Source organism: Micromonospora sp. NPDC049049, assembly GCF_040649115.1.
Taxonomy (GTDB): domain Bacteria; phylum Actinomycetota; class Actinomycetes; order Mycobacteriales; family Micromonosporaceae; genus Micromonospora.
In genome coordinates this window covers 12,827-29,528 of the sequence record NZ_JBEZEX010000017.1, presented here as the reverse complement: position 1 = coordinate 29,528, position 16,702 = coordinate 12,827, and the positions used below count along the sequence as shown (strand labels likewise).

The window sequence follows — 16,702 nt, the reverse complement described above, 5'->3', positions numbered from 1 at the left end:
ACCTCCCTGATCACGCTACTCCGGCACCGTATCGGGCCGGTGGGACAATCCGCCGCCCACCCGCGCCCGAAGCGACCCTGCCCTCAGCCGCGTCCGGTGATCCCGTGACGCTCGGTAGCCGTCGGCCGGCCGTTCCAGCTACCGACCCACCGAGTGGCGGCCGGCGTGGCGTCGTCGAGGCGTGCGTGCGGGGCGGCGGCGGTGTGGTTGGCGGGCGGCGGGCGGTGGCGGTGTGGGTTGGCGGGCAGCGCGGCGGCGGTGTGGTTGGCGGGCGGCGCGGCGGCCGCGGTGTGGGCTGGCGGGCGGCACGGTGGCGGGGCGGCGGCGGTGTGGTTGGCGGGCGGCACGGGCGGCGGCGTGCAAGGATCGCCGGACGGTGCGACCGGCGGGTCGCCGCAACACGGAGGTACGGATGCGCGAGGCACTGCTCTGGGCGGTGGCGATCCTGCTGGCCGTAACCGCCGGCTGGGCGTGGAACAGTTGGCGGCACCGGGTGGCCAACCGGCGTCCGGGCACCCGGCCGGATCGGGGCGACGCCGGTGGCCGTCGTTCCACCCCGCCGCGCCCCCGTGGCGCCGAACGGCCCTCCACCAAACCCCGCTCGCGCGACACGGACCGGCATGGCGACGCCCCGGCGGCCGGCGAGATCTGGTGGGCCGACGTGCCGTACGCCGACGGCACCGGATCGAAGGTGCGCCCGTGCCTGGTCCTGCGTGCCGACTCCCGGGGCGCCGACGTCCTGAAGATCACCAGCCAGGACAAGAGCGACCGGGACGACCACGTCCGGATTCCGACCCGGGACTGGGACCCGGGCGCAGAGCACGACAGTTACCTCAGCCTCACCGAGCCGATCCGACTCAACTCGGCCGCCTTCGCCGACCACGCCGGCCGCTGCGACGCCGACCTGTGGCGGAAGGTCCGCAGCCTGCGCCACCTCCCCACCTCCTAATCACCCCGCGTGGCCGCCCGTCGACCACCCTCGACCGCCGTCATGCCCGCCCGCCAGCCATGATCGACTCGGGTTCCTGAAAGTCGCGGTGTCCCGAGCTCTCGGATGCCACGGTTTACAGGAACCCGAGTTGATCATGAGCGGGGGTCGGCCGTGCGGGCCGGGGCAGACCACGCCGGCCGCGGCAGTCGGGGCAGACCGCCCCCAGCCGCGCCGGTCGGGGCACACCACGCCGGCCGGGTCAGTCGGGGCAGAACACACGCCGGCCGCGCCGGTCGGGGCAGACCACGCCGGCCGCGCCGGTCGGGGCAGACCACGCCGGCCGCGCCGGTCGGGGCAGGCCGGGCCGGATCAGTCCCAGGTCGCGCCTAGTGTGGCGAGCTGGTCCGCGTACTCGATGCGGTTGACCCATTCCCGCGGCCAGGCGGTCATGCCGGCGGCCGCGCCCACGAACGCGCCGGCCAGGGCGGCGATCGAGTCGGAGTCGCCGGCGGTGGTCGCGCCCCGGGCCAGCGCCGAGACCGGGTCGTCGGCGTGCCGTACGGCGCAGAGCAGCGCGGTGGCCAGCGCCTCCTCGGCCACCCAGCCCTCCCCGGTGGCCTGGCACGGGTCACCACCGTCGTCCGGCTGCGCCAATGTGTCTGTCAGTCGGCCCAGCACCGCCAGGCACTCGTCCCAGCCTCGCGCGATGAACTCCTCCGGCGAGCCGACCCCCGGGCGCTGCCAGAGGTCGCCCAGCCACCGCTCGCGGTAGATCCCGCGTTGGGCGAGCGCCCGCTCGGTGAGCAGCGCGGGCACCTCAGGCAGGGTGGCGCCCGCGCGCAGCACGAAGACCGCATAAGCGGTGAGTTCGCTGGCGGCCAGCCCGGTCGGATGGCCGTGGGTCAGCCCGGCCTGCAACTGGGCCAACCCGGCGAGCGTGTCGAGGTCCACGTCGAGCAACCCGACCGGGGTGACCCGCATGTTGGCCCCGCAGCCCTTCGACCCGCTCACGGTGGCCTCCTGCCAGCGCACCTCACGGCTCAGCTCGGCGCAGGCGCGCAGGCAGGTCATGCCCGGGGCACGGTTGTTGTCCGGGCTGACCGCCCAGGCCAGGAAGCGTCGCCGCAGCAGTGGCTCGACCGCCTCCGGCGTGAACGACGGCGCCTCGTGCAGCGCCCAACCCACCGCCAGGGCCATCTGGGTGTCGTCGGTGACCAGTGCGGGCTCGCCGACCAGCTCGCGTGGACCGGTCGGGCCGTACCGGCGCTCGATCTCGGCGACGGTACGGAACTCGGTCGGCTTGCCCAGCGCGTCACCGTAGGCGAGGCCGAAGAGCGAACCGGAGGCGCGAAGCGCAGAGGTGTGGATCACGGCGGCCATGATGCCCGGCCGCCGCAACCCATGCCGGTCCGGCCAGCTCTTCCGAAACCATCGCCATAGGGTCTGTGTCAAAGCCCCTGGCCGGCCTGCGGCGGGCCCAGGCGACGACCGGCCGCGTTGGAGCTCCGCCCGGATACAACACCGGTATCCGAACGAATCTCCGCCTTGCCGGACCGCCGCCTGGACTCCACCTCGGCTCGACCGAGGACTTTGACACAGGCCCTAGTCCCAGCAGAGGCAGAACGGGTGGCCGGCCGGGTCGGCGTAGACGCGGAAGCCCTCACCCTCACCTGGCAGCCGCCGCGCGCCCAGCGCGAGCGCAGCCTTCTCGGCGGCCTCGATGTCGTCCACCGTCACATCGAGGTGGAACTGCTGTGGGCGCTCGGGATCCGGCCAGACCGGTGGGCGCAGGTTGAGCGCCCGTTGGAAGGCGAGGCGCGGCTGGTGACCGGGCGGGCCGCCCAGCACCACCCAGTCGTCATCGGAGTCGCCCTCGTCGAACGGTACGCCGAGCAATTCGGCGTAGAACGCCGCCAACGCCCGCGGATCCGGGCAGTCGATCACCACTGAACGCAGCTGTCCAATCATGACCGTCATCCTGCCCACCGGGTACGACAGGAAACCTCAGTCCTCGGCGAGGCGCCGGCCGGCGTCCCGGCACGCGGCGAGCACCGCCCGCGCGTACTCCGGGGTGGCACCGGCGAGGCCGCAGGCCGGGGTGACCACCACCTGTTGGGCCAGTTGGCGACGAGGGAAGCCGAGGCGGTCCCAGACCTGGCGTACCCGCTCGGCGATCTGCGCGGAGTTCGGCACGCCACCGGCCGACGGCAGCCGGGTCGGTGCGGCCCCGGCCAGCAACCCGAGGCCGGCGTCGATCGCCTCGCCCAGCGGGTCGAGCTTGGTGACCAGGTCCAGGTCGAGGGCTACCGCGACGGCGCCGGCGGAGCGGATCAGCTCCAGTGGTACGTCCGGGGCGCAGCAGTGCACCAGCGTCGGCACGCCGACCGCCTCGACGACAGTGCGCAGCAGGGCGGCGGCGTCCACCGAGTCGACCGCCCGGTACGCGCCGAACCCGCTCTCGGTCGGCACCCGCCCGGCCAGCACCGTCGGCAGTGACGGCTCGTCCAGTTGCAGCAGGACCGACGCCTGGGGCAACCGGCGGGCGACCGCCGCGACGTGCGCGCGAAGCCCTTCGGCGAGGGAGCCGGTCAGGTCGCGGACCGCGCCGGGATCGCGCAACAGTCGACCACCGATCGGCAACTCCAGCGAGGCGGCCAGCGTGAGCGGGCCGGCGGCCTGCACCTTCATCGGCCCGGCGTACCCCTCGGCCTGCTCGGCGAGCTGGTCCAGGTCGCGTTCCATCAGGTCGCGGGCCCGGCGCAGGTCGCGGCCCGGGCGTGGGGCGACCCGCCACCGCCCCGCGTACACCTCGACCGGCAGCTCGACGAGCAGTCCGGCGGACCGGCCGATGATGTCCGCTCCGGGGCCACGGGCCGGCAACTCGGGCAAGTGGGGCAGCTCGGGAAGCTCACCGAGGACCACCCGCTGAGCCTCGCCGATGTCGGTGCCGGGCAGCGAGCCGATTCCGGTTGCCGCGCCGGCCGGCCAGGGCCACGCCTGATCTGTCACGGGCGAAGGCTATCCCGCGAACACCCGGGCCGTGCGGTCAGCCGGTGATGGTCGCGGAGCCGAGGACCACGTCGCCGGCCGGATCCGGTCGGTACGCCACCACTGCCTGACCGGCGGCGACGCCGCGTACCGGTCGGCGCAGCTCGGCGTGCAGCCGGTCACCGTCGAGGGCGACGGTCGCCGGCACCACCTCGCCGTGCGCGCGCAACTGCACCTCGCACTCGACCGGGGCGTCCGGCCGGGCGCCGCCGGTCCAGACCGGACGTACGGCGTGCACGTCGGACACGTCCAGGGCCTCGGCCGGGCCCACAGTCACCGTGTTGGTCTTCGGCGTGATGGACAGCACGTAGCGTGGCCGACCGTCCGGGGCGGGCCGGTCCAGGTGCAACCCGCGACGCTGCCCCACCGTGTACGCGTACGCGCCGCTGTGACTACCGACGACAGCGCCGGTGGAGGCGTCCACCACGTCGCCGGGTGCCTCACCGAGCCGGCCGGCCAGGAAGCCGCGGGTGTCACCGTCGGCGATGAAGCAGATGTCGTGTGAGTCCGGCTTGTCGGCCACGGCCAGGCCACGCTCGGCGGCCTCGGCGCGGACCTGCGCCTTCGTCAGGTCACCGAGCGGGAAGATCGACCGGTCGAGCTGCTCGCGGGTGAGCACGGCGAGCACGTACGACTGGTCCTTGGCCAGGTCGACACTGCGCCGCAGCAGCCCGTCCGCGCCGAGGCGGGCGTGGTGCCCGGTCACCACCGCGTCGAAACCCAGGGCCACCGCCCGGTCCAGCACCGCCGCAAACTTGATCTTCTCGTTGCAGCGCAGGCAGGGGTTCGGCGTACGACCGGCGGCGTACTCGGCGACGAAGTCGTCGACCACGTCCTCGTGGAAGCGGTCGGCCATGTCCCACACGTAGAACGGAATGCCGATCACGTCCGCCGCCCGCCGGGCGTCCCGGGAATCCTCCAGGGTGCAGCAGCCGCGCGCCCCGGTCCGGTAGGTCTGTGGGTTGCGCGCGAGGGCCAGGTGTACGCCGGTCACGTCGTGCCCGGCCGCCACCGCCCGTGCCGCCGCCACGGCCGAGTCAACCCCACCCGACATCGCCGCCAGAACCCTCACTGACCCACTCCCCTTCCCGTCCCCGCCCGTTCCCCCACAACAACCCTATCCACCAGCCCCGAACCCCCCGCCACCCCACAAACCCTCAACCCAACCCCAAGCCCGAATGCCCACGCCCACGCCCACGCCCACGCCCACGCCCACGCGACCTTGCACTTTCTGCTGCGACATATGCCGCACAAGACGCGAACAGACGACAGAAAGTGCAAGATCGCGGAAATCAGAGGGTGGGGGCCCTGGGGCGAGGGGGGTTTAGCGGGGGGTGCGGAGGGCTGCGGCTCGGCGGGCTCGGTCGACTGCTGCCGGGAGGGCCGCGATCAGGGCGTCGACGTCGGTCTGGGTGCTGGTGTGGCCCAGTGTGAAGCGCAGCGAGGAGCGGGCACGGTCGTCGTCGGCACCCATCGCCAGCAGCACGTGCGAGGGCTGGGCCACGCCGGCCGAGCAGGCGGAGCCGGTCGAGCAGGCGATTCCCTGCGCGTCGAGCAGGAGCAGCAGCGCGTCGCCCTCACAGCCCGGGAAGGAGAAGTGCGCGTTGCCGGGCAGCCGATCGGTCGGGTCACCGTTGTAGATCACCTCGGGCACCGCCTGGCGGACCCGCTCGATCAGGTCGTCGCGGAGCGCGGCCACCCGGGCCGCGTACTCCTGCTGACCCTTCACCGCCGTCTCCACGGCGACCGCGAAGGCGACGATGCCTGCGGTGTCCAGGGTGCCGGAGCGGATGTCGCGTTCCTGGCCGCCGCCGTGCAGCAGCGGCGTGGCCGGCACGTCCCGGGCGAGCAGCAGCGCGCCCACTCCCATCGGGCCGCCCAACTTGTGCCCGGTGACGGTCAGCGCGGACACCCCGCTGGCGCCGAAGTCGACGGGCACCTGCCCAACCGCCTGGATGGCGTCGGTGTGGAAGGGCACACCGTGTTCGGCGGCGACGGCGGCCAGCTCGGCCACCGGCTGGACGGTGCCCACCTCGTTGTTCGCCCACATCGCGGTGACCACGGCCACCTGGTCGGCGTGCGCGGCCAACTCGGCGCGCAGGGTCTGCGGGTCGAGCCGACCGACGGCGTCCACCGGCAGCCAACCGACCTCGGCGCCCTCGTGCTGGGCCAGCCAGTCGACCGCGTCCAGCACCGCGTGGTGCTCGACGGCGCTGGAGACCACCCGGCGGCGGTCGGAGCGGGCTGCGCGGCGGGCCCAGAAGACGCCCTTGACCGCGAGGTTGTCGCTCTCCGTGCCACCACCGGTGAAGATCACTTCAGAGGGCCGCGCGCCCAGCACAGCGGCCACCTGTTCGCGTGACTCTTCGACCCGGCGGCGGGCACGGCGGCCCGACGCGTGCAGGGAGGACGCGTTGCCGACCTCGCGGGCGGTAGCGACGTACGCCTCCAGTGCCTCATCGAGCATGGGAGTCGTCGCCGCGTGATCCAGGTAAGCCATCACCGTTCAGCGTACGGCCGACACCTTGGGGACCGGATGCCGGAGGGGACTGCGCGCACGGGCCGGGGCGGAACTCCACCCCGGCCCGACGCGTGCGGGCCCGGTCAGGCGGGCACCGCGGTGACGACGATGTTGTCGCGGTACTTGCGCGCCTTGGCGTCGAACGGCCCACCACAGGTGATCAGGGTCAGCCGCGGCTTGCCGTCGCGGGCGAAGTACCGGTCCAGCGGGATCTTGGTCTTGTCGTACTCCTCCCGGGCCACGACCCGGTACTTGCGGGCCTCGCCATCACTGCCGGTCGCGGTCAGGGTGTCGCCCTGATCGAGCTCCCGCAGCCGGAAGAACGCGCCCTTGCCCTGCTGGGCGCTGTCCACGTGACCAGCGATGACGATCGAGCCGGCGTTCGCCTCCAGGCCGGGCCCGTACCGGTACCAGCCGATCTTGTCGACGCTCGGCGGCACCTCGAAATCGTTTGTCCGCTTGTTGATGCCGACCGCGTTGATCGTGGCGGTGACGTCGATCGCCGGGATCACCAGCCGCACCGGCGGGACGATCTCCGCCCCGGCCGGCAGTTCGCCGACGGTCACCGGGACAGACTGGCCATCGGCCGCGCTGGCCGACGGGGTCGGGGTGGCGGTCGCGAGGTTGGCCGCCTCGTCGCCGCCCACGTCCTCGGCCGGCTGGGAGCCGCACGCCACGAGCGTGGCGACGGTGAGCGCGGCAACGCCGGCGGCCAGGGCCGCCAGCGCGCCGCGATTGCGCACCGTCACTTGCGGCCGGTCCGCGCGGTCGCCATCCGCACCCCACCACCAAGGAGCAGGAGTACGCCGGCGCCGGTGAGCACGTACCACCAGGTGTCCACGCCCGTGCCGGCCTGACCGCCGTCACCGCTGGGCACGCCACCCGGGGCGGAGTGCAGGCCGGTGATGGTCTGGGCCACCACGTCGAGGGTCTTGCCCTCGGCGGAGCCGATCGCGTAGACGATCGTGGCGGTGCCCTCCTTGAGGTTGAGGTCCGCCGGGCCGATGGCCACGGTGTCGGTGCCGGCCAGCACCACGTCCGCCTTCACCTCGCCCGCGTCGACGTCGCCCTTGGCCTCGTTCGGGTTGGTGAGGTCCTCGAAGACCGGCTTGCCACCGGCGCGGACGTCGACCGCCGGAGCGGCGGCGGTGTGCCGGACGATCAGCCGCGCCTTGCCGGCGTCGACCTTCGAGACGTCGTTCACGAACGGGGTGATCTTCGGCTGGCCGGCGGCGTCGAGGTGGGCCGCGATGCTGATGTTCGCACCGCCCGGCACCGCGGCGTTGTCGACCTTGAGGATCGCGCTGCCGATCGGCTCGCCCGGCTTGGTGAGCGCGATGTCGTAGTCGCCCTCCTCCAGGTTCAGCGGGCCGGCGACGTCACCGGGCTTGAAGTTGTCCAGCGTCTTCTTGCCGTTGACGTAGACGTCGACCGGGGTGTCCGGAATGCCGTGCACGACGGAGACCTTCGACGTGGCGGCGTACGCCGGGCCGGCGGTGAGCCCACCGACGCCGGCGAAGGTCAGCGCGGCTACCGCGCCGCCCGCGGCGACCCGACGGAAGTACGAGAGCTGCATGTCTGCCTCCTGGTGATAACTGCTGATTCGTCAGGCCTGGCTTGCAGAACGGGTTACGCCGGCTGTCGGACGGGTGGATGCGCCCCGGAGGCACTTTTCTTTTCTGGCCCCGACCGCATCCGCAACGGGGTCGGGAGACGAAGAGCAGGTGAGATGACATCGACCGGGGAAGTGGGGCGGAGACTGTGGCAGCTACAGTCGGGTATGCCCCATCGAAGGCGAGCCGCCCGATGACGGCGCTACGACAGGAACCGGACCCTCCGGTGGACGACCTCGACCGCAGGTTCCGTGACGGCGACGACGTGGCGCTGCGCGAGGCGTACGACCGCTACGGTCGTGCCGTGCTCCATCTGGCCACGTCCATGCTGGCGAACCGCAGCGACGCCGAGGACGTCACCCAGGCGACGTTCGTCGCCGCCTGGTTGGGCCGCGACACGTTCGACCCGTCCAAGGGGTCGCTGATCGGTTGGTTGCTCGGTATCGGCCGGCGGAAGGTGATCGACCGGATGCGCGCCTCGGCCCGGGAGACCCGGGTGGTGGAGACGGTCCGACAACTGCCCGAGCCGGCGCAGACCGAGCCGGATCCGGACCGCGTGGTGGACCGGTTGGTGATCGCGGACGAGTTGGCTCGCCTCCCGGACGACCAGCGACGGATGCTGGAGCTGGCCTTCTACGACGACCTGACACACCAGCAGATAGCCGCGGTGACCGGTGTGCCGTTGGGCACCGTGAAGAGTCACATCCGACGCGGCATGGCGAGCTTGAAGCGCAGATGGGAGGTGGACGGTGCAGCACCTGGACCACGACCGGCTGGTATTTCTGGCACTCGGTGAGAGCGAGGCGGACAACGGGGAGAGCGCCCACCTCGCCACCTGCGCGCTCTGCCGCGCGGAGGTCGCGAGCCTTCAGCAGGTGGCGGGGCTCGGCACCGAGACGCAGGGCCTGGCCGACCTGCCCGACCCACCGGAGCACGTCTGGCAGGGCATCGAGGCCCAGGTCAGGGCGGCGGAGGCCGGGCCGTTGCTGACCGAGACCCGCCGACACCGGGTGCCCGGGCAGGCCGACACCACGACGGCCGGGCAGGCCGACACCACGACGACCGAGCGGACCTCCGACGCGGCCGCCGGGTCGACGGTGACCCGGCTGGACCCGGCGCGGCGATCCCGCCGGGGTCGCGGCTGGTCCGGTTGGGTGGCCACAGCGGTGACCGCGGCCGCCGCCGCGGCGGTCGCCGTCGTGGGCACCGTCTCGGTGCTCCGACCGGACGATCAGACGCCCACCCCGACGCCGGTGGTGGTGGCGAGCGCTCCGCTGGCCGCGTACGGCGCGACCCCGCCGACGGCCAAGGGCGACGCCCGGGTTTTCCAGGACGGCCAACTACATCTGCATGTGGCGAATCTCCCGACCGTCCCGGGGTACTACGAGGTCTGGCTCATCAATCCGACGACCATGGAGATGTTCTCGGTCGGCACCCTGGGTGGCGGCGCGGACGCCCTGCTACCCCTGCCTCCGAATGTCGACCTCAAGAGCTACTCGGTGGTCGACGTCTCCGCCGAGCAGTACGACAACAACACCCGCCACTCCGGCGACAGCCTGCTGAGGGGCTCCCTGACGGGCTGATCGGCGGGCCGGCTCAGCTCCCCGGCTCGCCGATCAGCTCCCATACGGCAGTGGCCGCCCGTGCGAACGGGCGGCCACCGACGTATCGCTGGCTTACTTGCGCTTGCGGATCTCCTCGGCGGCCTGTGGGACGATCTTGAACAGGTCGCCCACCACCCCGAAGTCGGCCAGCTCGAAGATCGGCGCCTCGCCGTCCTTGTTGACCGCGACGATGGTCTTCGAGGTCTGCATGCCGGCCCGGTGCTGGATCGCGCCGGAGATGCCGAGGGCGACGTAGAGCTGCGGGGAGACCGTCTTACCGGTCTGGCCCACCTGGAACTGGTGCGGGTAGAAGCCGGAGTCGACGGCCGCGCGGGACGCGCCGACGGCGCCGCCGAGCAGGTCGGCGAGCTCCTCGACCAGCTTGAAGTTGTCGGCGTTGCCGACGCCCCGACCGCCGGAGACGACCACGCCGGCCTCGGTCAGCTCGGGGCGGGAGCCCTTCTGCTCGGCGACCCGCTCGACGACGGTGGCCAGCTTGTCGGTGTCGGTGACCGACACACTGAGCTGCTCGATCGCCGGGGTGGCCGCCGCCGGGGCGGGGGTGACCGAGTTGGGCCGGACGGTGACCAACGGCAGGCCCTTGGTGACCTTGGACTTGACGATGGTGGAGCCGGCGAAGGCGATCTGGGTCGCGGTGCCGTCGGCGTCCAGGCCGACCACGTCGGTCAGGATGCCGTTGTCGAGCTTGACGGCGAGCCGGGCGGCGATCTCCTTGCCCTCCTGGGCCGACGCCAGCAGCACGGCGGCCGGCTGCACGCGCTTGACCAACTCGGCCAGCACCGTCGCCTTGGGGGCCACCAGGTAGCCGTCGATCTCGTCACCCTCGGCGGCGTAGATCTTCTCCGCGCCGTACTCGCCCAGCTTGCCGCTCAGCGCCTCGGCGGCGCCGGCGCCGCCGAGCACCACAGCGCTCGGGGTGCCCAGCTCACGCGCGAGGGTGAGCATTTCCAGGGTGACCTTCTTGACGCCGAATTCCTTTGTGGCTTCGACGACGACGAGAACCTCGGACATGTCAGACCCCCCTCTCACACGAACTTTTCGGTGGCGAGGAACTCGACCAGCTTGACGCCGCCCTCGCCCTCGTCAGTGATCTTGGCGCCGCCGGAGCGCGGGGGGCGCTTGGTGTGTTCGACGACGGCGCTGGTGGCACCGTCGAAGCCCACCTCGTCGGCCGCGACTCCGAGGTCGGCCAGCGAGAGCGTCTGCACCGGCTTCTTCTTGGCGGCCATGATGCCCTTGAAGGAGGGGTAGCGCGGCTCGTTGATGGTGTCCCAGACGGAGACGACGGCCGGGGTGGCGGCGGTGACCACCTCGTAGCCCTCCTCGGTCTGCCGCTCGACGGTCAGCGTCGTGCCGTCGACGGTGAGCTTGCGGGCACCGGTGAGCGCCGCGACGCCCAGCCGCTCGGCGATCATGTGCGGCATGACCTGGACCCGGCCGTCGGTGGACTCGGCACCGCAGATGACCAGGTCGGCGTTGAGCTGACCGAGCGCGGCGGCGAGTACCTTCGAGGTGGCGACGGCGCACGAGCCGTGCAGGGCGTCGTCCAGCACGTGCACGGCCTTGTCCGGGCCCATGGAGAGCGCCTTGCGGATCGACTCGGTAGCCCGGTCCGGACCCATGGTCAGGATGGTGACCTCGCCGCCGTGCGCTTCCTTGATCTTCAGCGCCTCCTCGATGGCGTACTCGTCCATCTCGTTGATCACGTTGTTCGCCGAACCGCGGTCGACGGTGTTGTCGTCATTGCGCAGGTTGCGGTCCGCGCCCGAATCAGGCACCTGCTTGACGAGTACGACGATGTTCATCGCGCTTCGACGACCCTCCTGTGTGGTGTTGCGATTCGCTCGCCCGGTATGGGGCGCAGCGTCGCGCGTCGGTCGACGCCAGGTCAACCGCGGGCGGTTGTGCAGTTGCCCACGGCGCAATGTTACCTGCCAGTAGGTTGCACTCCCGCAGCACTCAGAGTGACACAGCTCACCGACGCGCGGCCGGTCAGGCCGGCTCGGCCAACGCGACCCGGATCTGGTCGATGGCCGCCGCCTCGGCAGGCACCACCCCGTCGTGCGCGCGGGCCACCTGGTCCGCCGCGGCCAACACCAGATCGCGGTACGCGTCCACGTCGCCTGGGGACTTCTCGCGCAGGATCCGCACCGCCTCACCCAGCGCCGGCAGCACCACCGACTCGATCTCCAGCTGCGAGTCCCGCGGAAGTCGCGGCAGCGGGCCGGTGGTCAGCGCCTCCTTGACAGTGCCACTGGCGTCGGCCAGCGCGCCGGAAGCGGCGATGCTCTCCCGGATCACCCCCAGCACACCGGGATCGGCGTTGGAAACCAGGAAGACGGCACCGAAGGCACCGGTCTTGAGGGTCAGGCGCTCCTCGTCCGTCAACCGCTGTTCCATGATCACGGAGTGTAGACGTACGGGGTGGTGGTGGTGACCGCGACGAGGCCGAGCCGTTGGAGGATGGGCCGGCTGTCCTCGGAACAGTCGACCTGCATGAGCGTCCGACCCCGCTGCTCGGCGAGCCGCGCCCGGTAGTTGACCAACGCCCGGTAGATGCCCTTGCGCCGCCACTGCGGCAGGGTCGAGCCACCCCACATCGTGGCGAAGCCGGTGTTCGCCGGGAACCGCACCCAGCCCGCGCTCACCACCGTCCCACCCGCCTCGGCCACCACCACGGTGATCGAGTTCGGGTCGGCGTCGATCTCCTTGGCCAGTCCCGTCACGAGGTGCGAGCGATCCTCCTGCCAGACCTCCTCCTCCATGGCGGCGATCCGCTCCAGGTCCTCCCGGGCGGTCACCTCACGCAGGCGTACCCCCTCGGGAACGACAGGCAGCGCGGCGGCCAGCGGGGCGACCGGCCCGACCACGACGGTCTCGCGGTCCTCCGGCACGAAACCGGCAGCGCGCAGCCGGTCCGCCAGATCGGCCGGCTCGTCGTGCTCGTTGAGCTTCCACTCGACAGACTGGCCGCGCTCACGGAACAGCTGCACCTGCCGGGCGATCAGCTCGTCCAGCGCGTCACCTGTCAACCCGCCCAGGGTGCGGTAGGTGAGGAACCCGCCGGCGTCGAGCCCGATGATGCGGACCAGCGGCCCGTCCCGCTCCACGGAAACCCCGGCCGGAACCGGGTCGGGGATCTCCGGGCGGAGTTGGTTGTCGTAGGCGTCGCGCAGCGTCTGTACGTCGAGATCAGTCACCGGACCAGGCTAAGCGGGAAGGGAAACGGATATTCTCCCACTGTGTGGGAGGCGATCAGGCGGTGGTTCGACCCGGCGGAGGCACGCGCTGTCGGTGAGACACCGGACTACCGGTTCTCCCTGGCCAACGAACGGACCTTCCTCGCCTGGCTACGCACCGGGTTGGCACTCGTCGGAGGCGGGCTGGCCACCGCGCAGTTCCTGCCACCCCTGCCGATGAGCCACCTGCGGGAGGTGATCGCGGTGTCGTTGCTGCTGCTCGGCGCGGCGGTCGCGATCCGCGCGGTGGACCACTGGGCGCGTACCGAGCGGGCCATCCGGCTCGGTCAGGAGCTGCCCGCGTCCCGGTTTCCCGCCATCCTGGCGCTCGCCGTCGGCGTCGGCGCCTTACTGCTGGTGGTCGCCGTCCTGCTCCGCGCGGTCGGCGGGCGGTGAGCACCGGACGCGATCCCGGGCTGCAACCGGAGCGGACCCGGCTGGCCTGGCGGCGCACCCTGCTCACGGTGACCGTGGTGAGCGTGCTCGCCGTCCGGCTGGCGGCGACGGGCGGCCCGACCGGTGCGCTGATCGCCTGCGGCACCGTTCTGGTGTGGGGCACCCTGCTGGTGCTCTGCTGGCCCCGGGGCACCGGCACCGGTCCGGCCCGCACCGGCGGCCGGACACTGCCCCTGGTCACCGTGGGCACCGTGGTGCTGGCGTTACTGGGGGTGCTGCTGGTCCTGCGCGGACTGGGGTGACGCGCGCCGGTGAGTCATCATGGGTGCATGGCCCGGCTTGGCGTACTCCTCTTCCTGGTGCAGATTGTCCTCGCCGTCTGCGCGCTGATCAGCTGTCTCTCCGCCGAGGAGGGCAAGATCCGCGCCCTTCCCCGGATCGCCTGGGTGCTGATCATCTTGTTCTTCCCGCTGGTCGGCTCGATCGCCTGGTTCATCGTCGGCCGGGAGCCCAGCGCCGGCGCGGGCAAGGGTTGGCCGGGCGGCGGCGAGCGGCAGCGTCCTCGGCCGGTGGCCCCCGACGACGACCCGGAGTTCCTGCGCTCCGTCGAGGAACGCGCCCAGCAGCAGGACCAGGAGCTGTTCCAACGCTGGGAGGAAGACCTGCGGCGACGCGAGGACGACCTGCGCCGCCGCGACGGTGAGCCGCCGCGCGAGGGCGACCGACCGGAGGTGTGAGCGCACCGCCGCCGCCGGCGCGGGAGCGACGGCGGCGGCGGGTGCGACTCAGGCCAGGTTCGACGACCGGGGGTACGCGTCGGTCGGGTCGGTGAGCACGTTCACCAGGTACGGCACTCCGGAGTCGAACGCCCGCTGGAGCGCCGGGCCCAGGTCGGCCGCCTTGGCGACCGTCTCCCCCGCACCGCCGAGCGCGCTGACCACCGTGTCGTACCGCAGCTCCGGCTGGAGGTCGGCGGCGATGTCGTAGCCGTACATGGCACGCATCGGGTGCTTCTCCAGCCCCCAGATGCCGTTGTTGCCGACGACGATCACCACCGGCAGCTTCTGGCGGACCAGCGACTCGACGTCCATCAGCGAGAAGCCCGCCGCGCCGTCGCCCATCAGCACGCAGATCTGCCGGTCCGGGTGGCTGACCCGGGCCCCCATCGCGTAACCCATGCCGGTGCCCAGGCAGCCGTACGGGCCCGGGTCCAGCCACGTGCCGGGCTGGGCCGGCTCCAGGTACCGCCCGGCGTACGACACGAAGTCGCCGCCGTCGCCGATGGTGATCGCGTCCGGGGCGAGCGCCCGACGCAGCTCGCCGTAGATCCGGGCCGGGCGGATCGGGTCGGTCTCGGCGGCCATCTCCGCGGCGTCCCGAGCCTTCGCCGCGTCCTCGGCCACCCGCAGGTCGGCGATCCAGTCGGAGTGGTCGGCCCGGTCACCGGAGTGATCGGCCAGCGCGGAGAGGATCAGGCGCAGGTCACCGGCGGGTGCGGCGGCCGGCTGCACGTGCGTCGCCCGCTGGCTGGGGGCGTCGACGATGTGCACCACCTTGGCGTCACCGAAGTCACCGAAGCTGAGCCGGAAGTCCAGCGGAGTGCCCACCACCACGACCACGTCGGCGCCGGAGAGCGCGGCCCGTCGGGCCTTGGCGAACGCCAGCGGGTGCTCCGGCGGGAGCGAGCCGCGACCCATGCCGTTGGTGAAGACCGGCACCTGCAACGCCTCGGCCGCCTCGCGCAGCGCGGCGACCGCGTCGCCCGCGTACACGTCGGAGCCGGCGATGATGACCGGCCGCTGCGCCCCGGCGATGAGCAACGCCGCGCGGCCGACCTCCTCCGGGTCCGGGGCGATCGGGTCGACACCCGTCACGGTGGGCAGCTCGGCCTCCGCGACCGAGAAGACCGTCTCCAGCGGGAAGTCGAGGAAGGCCGGGCCCCGGTGCGGGGTGAGCGCGGCGTTCAGCGCCGCACCCACAGCACGCGGGATGTCGTCGGTGCTGAACACCGTCTCGGCGTGCTTGGTGACCGGGGCGACCAGCGGCAGGTGGTCCATCTCCTGGAGGCTGCCCGAGCCCCAGCGGAACGCGGGCGCACGCCCGCCGAGCACCAGCACCGGCGAGGCGTTGAAGAACGCGCTGGTCATGCCGGAGATGCCGTTGGTGACACCGGGCCCTGCGGTGAGCACGGCGAGGCCGGGGCGGCGCTGGAGCTTGGCCACGGCCTCGGCGGCGAAGACCGCGGACTGCTCGTGCCGGACGTCGTAGATCGGGAAGTCGGTCTTGTACGCGGCGTCGTAGAGCGGGAAGACGTGCCCGCCGGACAGCGTGAACATCTCCCGTACGCCGTGCGCGCGTAGTGCCGCGAGCGCCAACTCGCCGCCGTGACCCTCGATCCGCTCCGTCATCCGCCGCTCCCCTTCGTTCCTTGTGACCGACGCCCCACGCTACTGGCCGGTAGGAACAATGTGAACTGTTCTCGGCTAATAGTCAGCGGCCGGTGAAGCCCGGCTTGCGCTTTTCGACGAAGGCCGCCATGCCCTCGCGCCGGTCGTCGGTGGCGAACAGCGCCGCGAAGAGCTGACTCTCCCAGGCCAGGCCCGAGTTCAGGTCCATGTCCAGGCCGCCGTCGACCGCCAGCTTCGCCGCGCGCAGCGCCTGCACCGGGCCCGTCAGGTACGGCTTCACGTAGGCGACAGCGGCCTCGTAGACCTCGGCGGCCGGGACCACTCGGTCGGCCAGGCCGATCCGCAGGGCCTCCTCGGCGTCGACCATCCGGCCCGTCATGATCAGATCCTTGGCGCGGGCCGGGCCGACCAGGCGGGCCAGCCGCTGGGTGCCGCCGGCACCCGGGATGATGCCGAGCTTGATCTCCGGCTGGCCGAGCTTGGCGTCCTCGGCGACGATCCGCCAGTCACAGGCCAACGCCAGCTCACAGCCGCCACCGAGGGCGTACCCGGTGATCGCGGCGACCACCGGCTTGGGGATCCGGGCGATCGCGCCGAGCGCGCTGGACAGGTTCGCCGCCCGGTCGGCCATGTCCACGTAGGACATGTCAGCCATCTGCTTGATGTCGGCGCCGGCGGCGAAGACCTTCTCCCCGCCGTACACGATGACCGCGCGGACCTCGGGATCGGCGGTGGCCGCCGCCGCGGCGGCGCGCAGCTCCTCCTGCACCTGGGTGTTGAGCGCGTTCATCGGCGGCCGCTCCAGCCGGATCGTGCCGATGCCGTCAGTGGTCTCCAGCCGAACGAACTCGCCCACGCTGCCCTCACTTCCTCGTCGAAGTCGCGTGCCAACCTTACGACCCGGCTCGTTTGGGTAAGTAG

General features: G+C 72.2%; 20 protein-coding genes. 6 read left to right on the top strand and 14 right to left on the bottom strand.

Going from position 1 to position 16,702, the window contains the following annotated elements; translation table 11 throughout:
• Window positions 1-83: 83 nt before the first annotated feature.
• The gene (locus AB0B68_RS18620; RefSeq protein ID WP_357261350.1) at window positions 84-347 is read right to left on the bottom strand and encodes a hypothetical protein; all 264 of its coding nucleotides are present in this window, start codon (window positions 345-347) and stop codon (window positions 84-86) included.
• 65 nt (window positions 348-412) lie between these two features.
• On the opposite strand from AB0B68_RS18620, the gene AB0B68_RS18615 reads away from it, so the two are divergent.
• Window positions 413-949, top strand: a complete 537-nt coding sequence (locus AB0B68_RS18615; protein WP_357261347.1) for a type II toxin-antitoxin system PemK/MazF family toxin — start codon at window positions 413-415, stop codon at window positions 947-949.
• Between the two features lie 351 nt (window positions 950-1,300).
• Here the strand turns inward: AB0B68_RS18615 and AB0B68_RS18610 are convergent, their stop codons facing one another.
• The 7 genes from AB0B68_RS18610 to AB0B68_RS18580 all read right to left on the bottom strand — a co-directional run bounded on the left by AB0B68_RS18610 (window position 1,301) and on the right by AB0B68_RS18580 (window position 8,076).
• A complete protein-coding gene (locus AB0B68_RS18610) occupies window positions 1,301-2,311 on the bottom strand; it encodes an ADP-ribosylglycohydrolase family protein (RefSeq protein WP_357261344.1) in 1,011 nt (336 codons plus the stop codon).
• A 222-nt stretch (window positions 2,312-2,533) separates the two neighbouring features.
• Window positions 2,534-2,899 carry a VOC family protein gene (locus AB0B68_RS18605; RefSeq protein ID WP_357199553.1) on the bottom strand — a complete coding sequence of 122 codons (366 nt, stop codon included), beginning with the start codon at window positions 2,897-2,899 and terminating at the stop codon, window positions 2,534-2,536.
• Between the two features lie 36 nt (window positions 2,900-2,935).
• Complete coding sequence (locus tag AB0B68_RS18600) at window positions 2,936-3,940, bottom strand: methionine synthase (RefSeq protein WP_357261341.1); 1,005 nt, start codon at window positions 3,938-3,940, stop codon at window positions 2,936-2,938.
• 37 nt (window positions 3,941-3,977) lie between these two features.
• Window positions 3,978-5,051 (bottom strand): tRNA 2-thiouridine(34) synthase MnmA, encoded by a 1,074-nt coding sequence (gene mnmA, locus AB0B68_RS18595; RefSeq protein WP_357199547.1) that lies wholly within the window; start codon window positions 5,049-5,051, stop codon window positions 3,978-3,980.
• A 252-nt stretch (window positions 5,052-5,303) separates the two neighbouring features.
• Complete coding sequence (locus AB0B68_RS18590; protein ID WP_357199544.1) at window positions 5,304-6,479, bottom strand: cysteine desulfurase family protein; 1,176 nt, start codon at window positions 6,477-6,479, stop codon at window positions 5,304-5,306.
• A 104-nt stretch (window positions 6,480-6,583) separates the two neighbouring features.
• Window positions 6,584-7,249, bottom strand: coding sequence for a class F sortase (locus tag AB0B68_RS18585; RefSeq protein WP_357199541.1), 666 nt, complete (start codon window positions 7,247-7,249; stop codon window positions 6,584-6,586).
• On the bottom strand, window positions 7,246-8,076 hold the full coding sequence (locus AB0B68_RS18580) for a DUF4397 domain-containing protein (RefSeq protein ID WP_357199538.1): 831 nt from the start codon (window positions 8,074-8,076) through the stop codon (window positions 7,246-7,248). Before AB0B68_RS18580 ends, AB0B68_RS18585 begins: the two co-directional genes overlap by 4 nt.
• Window positions 8,077-8,306: 230 nt before the next feature.
• Here AB0B68_RS18580 and AB0B68_RS18575 point away from each other — a divergent pair, with 230 nt between their 5' ends.
• Window positions 8,307-8,909, top strand: a complete 603-nt coding sequence (locus AB0B68_RS18575) for a sigma-70 family RNA polymerase sigma factor (RefSeq protein WP_357199535.1) — start codon at window positions 8,307-8,309, stop codon at window positions 8,907-8,909.
• The gene (locus AB0B68_RS18570) at window positions 8,863-9,696 is read left to right on the top strand and encodes an anti-sigma factor (RefSeq protein ID WP_357261338.1); all 834 of its coding nucleotides are present in this window, start codon (window positions 8,863-8,865) and stop codon (window positions 9,694-9,696) included. Before AB0B68_RS18575 ends, AB0B68_RS18570 begins: the two co-directional genes overlap by 47 nt.
• Window positions 9,697-9,789: 93 nt before the next feature.
• Here AB0B68_RS18570 and AB0B68_RS18565 read toward each other — a convergent pair whose 3' ends face one another.
• The 4 genes from AB0B68_RS18565 to AB0B68_RS18550 all read right to left on the bottom strand — a co-directional run bounded on the left by AB0B68_RS18565 (window position 9,790) and on the right by AB0B68_RS18550 (window position 12,938).
• On the bottom strand, window positions 9,790-10,749 hold the full coding sequence (locus AB0B68_RS18565; protein ID WP_354943294.1) for an electron transfer flavoprotein subunit alpha/FixB family protein: 960 nt from the start codon (window positions 10,747-10,749) through the stop codon (window positions 9,790-9,792).
• A 14-nt stretch (window positions 10,750-10,763) separates the two neighbouring features.
• Window positions 10,764-11,543, bottom strand: a complete 780-nt coding sequence (locus AB0B68_RS18560; protein WP_357199528.1) for an electron transfer flavoprotein subunit beta/FixA family protein — start codon at window positions 11,541-11,543, stop codon at window positions 10,764-10,766.
• Window positions 11,544-11,730: 187 nt separating this feature from the next.
• Complete coding sequence (locus AB0B68_RS18555) at window positions 11,731-12,144, bottom strand: hypothetical protein (RefSeq protein ID WP_357199525.1); 414 nt, start codon at window positions 12,142-12,144, stop codon at window positions 11,731-11,733.
• Entirely contained in the window at window positions 12,141-12,938 is a 798-nt protein-coding gene (locus AB0B68_RS18550) for a GNAT family N-acetyltransferase (protein ID WP_357199522.1), read from the bottom strand. Before AB0B68_RS18550 ends, AB0B68_RS18555 begins: the two co-directional genes overlap by 4 nt.
• Before the next feature lie 42 nt (window positions 12,939-12,980).
• Between AB0B68_RS18550 and AB0B68_RS18545 the strand changes: the two genes are divergently transcribed.
• The 3 genes from AB0B68_RS18545 to AB0B68_RS18535 are packed head-to-tail and all read left to right on the top strand — an operon-like array spanning window position 12,981 to window position 14,110.
• Window positions 12,981-13,373: a DUF202 domain-containing protein gene (locus AB0B68_RS18545; RefSeq protein ID WP_355005360.1), complete on the top strand. Its 393-nt coding sequence runs from the start codon at window positions 12,981-12,983 to the stop codon at window positions 13,371-13,373.
• Window positions 13,370-13,675 (top strand): DUF202 domain-containing protein, encoded by a 306-nt coding sequence (locus AB0B68_RS18540; RefSeq protein ID WP_357261335.1) that lies wholly within the window; start codon window positions 13,370-13,372, stop codon window positions 13,673-13,675. Before AB0B68_RS18545 ends, AB0B68_RS18540 begins: the two co-directional genes overlap by 4 nt.
• A gap of 27 nt (window positions 13,676-13,702) precedes the next feature.
• A complete protein-coding gene (locus tag AB0B68_RS18535) occupies window positions 13,703-14,110 on the top strand; it encodes a PLD nuclease N-terminal domain-containing protein (protein WP_357199516.1) in 408 nt (135 codons plus the stop codon).
• Between the two features lie 48 nt (window positions 14,111-14,158).
• Here the strand turns inward: AB0B68_RS18535 and AB0B68_RS18530 are convergent, their stop codons facing one another.
• Together AB0B68_RS18530 and AB0B68_RS18525 are read right to left on the bottom strand one after the other, a co-directional pair.
• Window positions 14,159-15,781 (bottom strand): acetolactate synthase, encoded by a 1,623-nt coding sequence (locus AB0B68_RS18530; protein WP_357261332.1) that lies wholly within the window; start codon window positions 15,779-15,781, stop codon window positions 14,159-14,161.
• Between the two features lie 82 nt (window positions 15,782-15,863).
• Window positions 15,864-16,637: an enoyl-CoA hydratase-related protein gene (locus AB0B68_RS18525; RefSeq protein WP_357261329.1), complete on the bottom strand. Its 774-nt coding sequence runs from the start codon at window positions 16,635-16,637 to the stop codon at window positions 15,864-15,866.
• Window positions 16,638-16,702 lie beyond the last annotated feature (65 nt).

Bases quoted from the DNA above. Each gene is read 5' to 3' on its own strand.
- AB0B68_RS18615 (WP_357261347.1), top strand. From the start codon at position 413: ATGCGCGAGGCACTGCTCTGGGCGGTGGCGATCCTGCTGGCCGTAACC.
- AB0B68_RS18610 (WP_357261344.1), bottom strand. From the start codon at position 2,311: ATGGCCGCCGTGATCCACACCTCTGCGCTTCGCGCCTCCGGTTCGCTC.
- AB0B68_RS18605 (WP_357199553.1), bottom strand. From the start codon at position 2,899: ATGATTGGACAGCTGCGTTCAGTGGTGATCGACTGCCCGGATCCGCGG.
- AB0B68_RS18590 (WP_357199544.1), bottom strand. From the start codon at position 6,479: ATGGCTTACCTGGATCACGCGGCGACGACTCCCATGCTCGATGAGGCA.
- AB0B68_RS18580 (WP_357199538.1), bottom strand. From the start codon at position 8,076: ATGCAGCTCTCGTACTTCCGTCGGGTCGCCGCGGGCGGCGCGGTAGCC.
- AB0B68_RS18575 (WP_357199535.1), top strand. From the start codon at position 8,307: ATGACGGCGCTACGACAGGAACCGGACCCTCCGGTGGACGACCTCGAC.
- AB0B68_RS18565 (WP_354943294.1), bottom strand. From the start codon at position 10,749: ATGTCCGAGGTTCTCGTCGTCGTCGAAGCCACAAAGGAATTCGGCGTC.
- AB0B68_RS18560 (WP_357199528.1), bottom strand. From the start codon at position 11,543: ATGAACATCGTCGTACTCGTCAAGCAGGTGCCTGATTCGGGCGCGGAC.
- AB0B68_RS18535 (WP_357199516.1), top strand. From the start codon at position 13,703: ATGGCCCGGCTTGGCGTACTCCTCTTCCTGGTGCAGATTGTCCTCGCC.
- AB0B68_RS18530 (WP_357261332.1), bottom strand. From the start codon at position 15,781: ATGACGGAGCGGATCGAGGGTCACGGCGGCGAGTTGGCGCTCGCGGCA.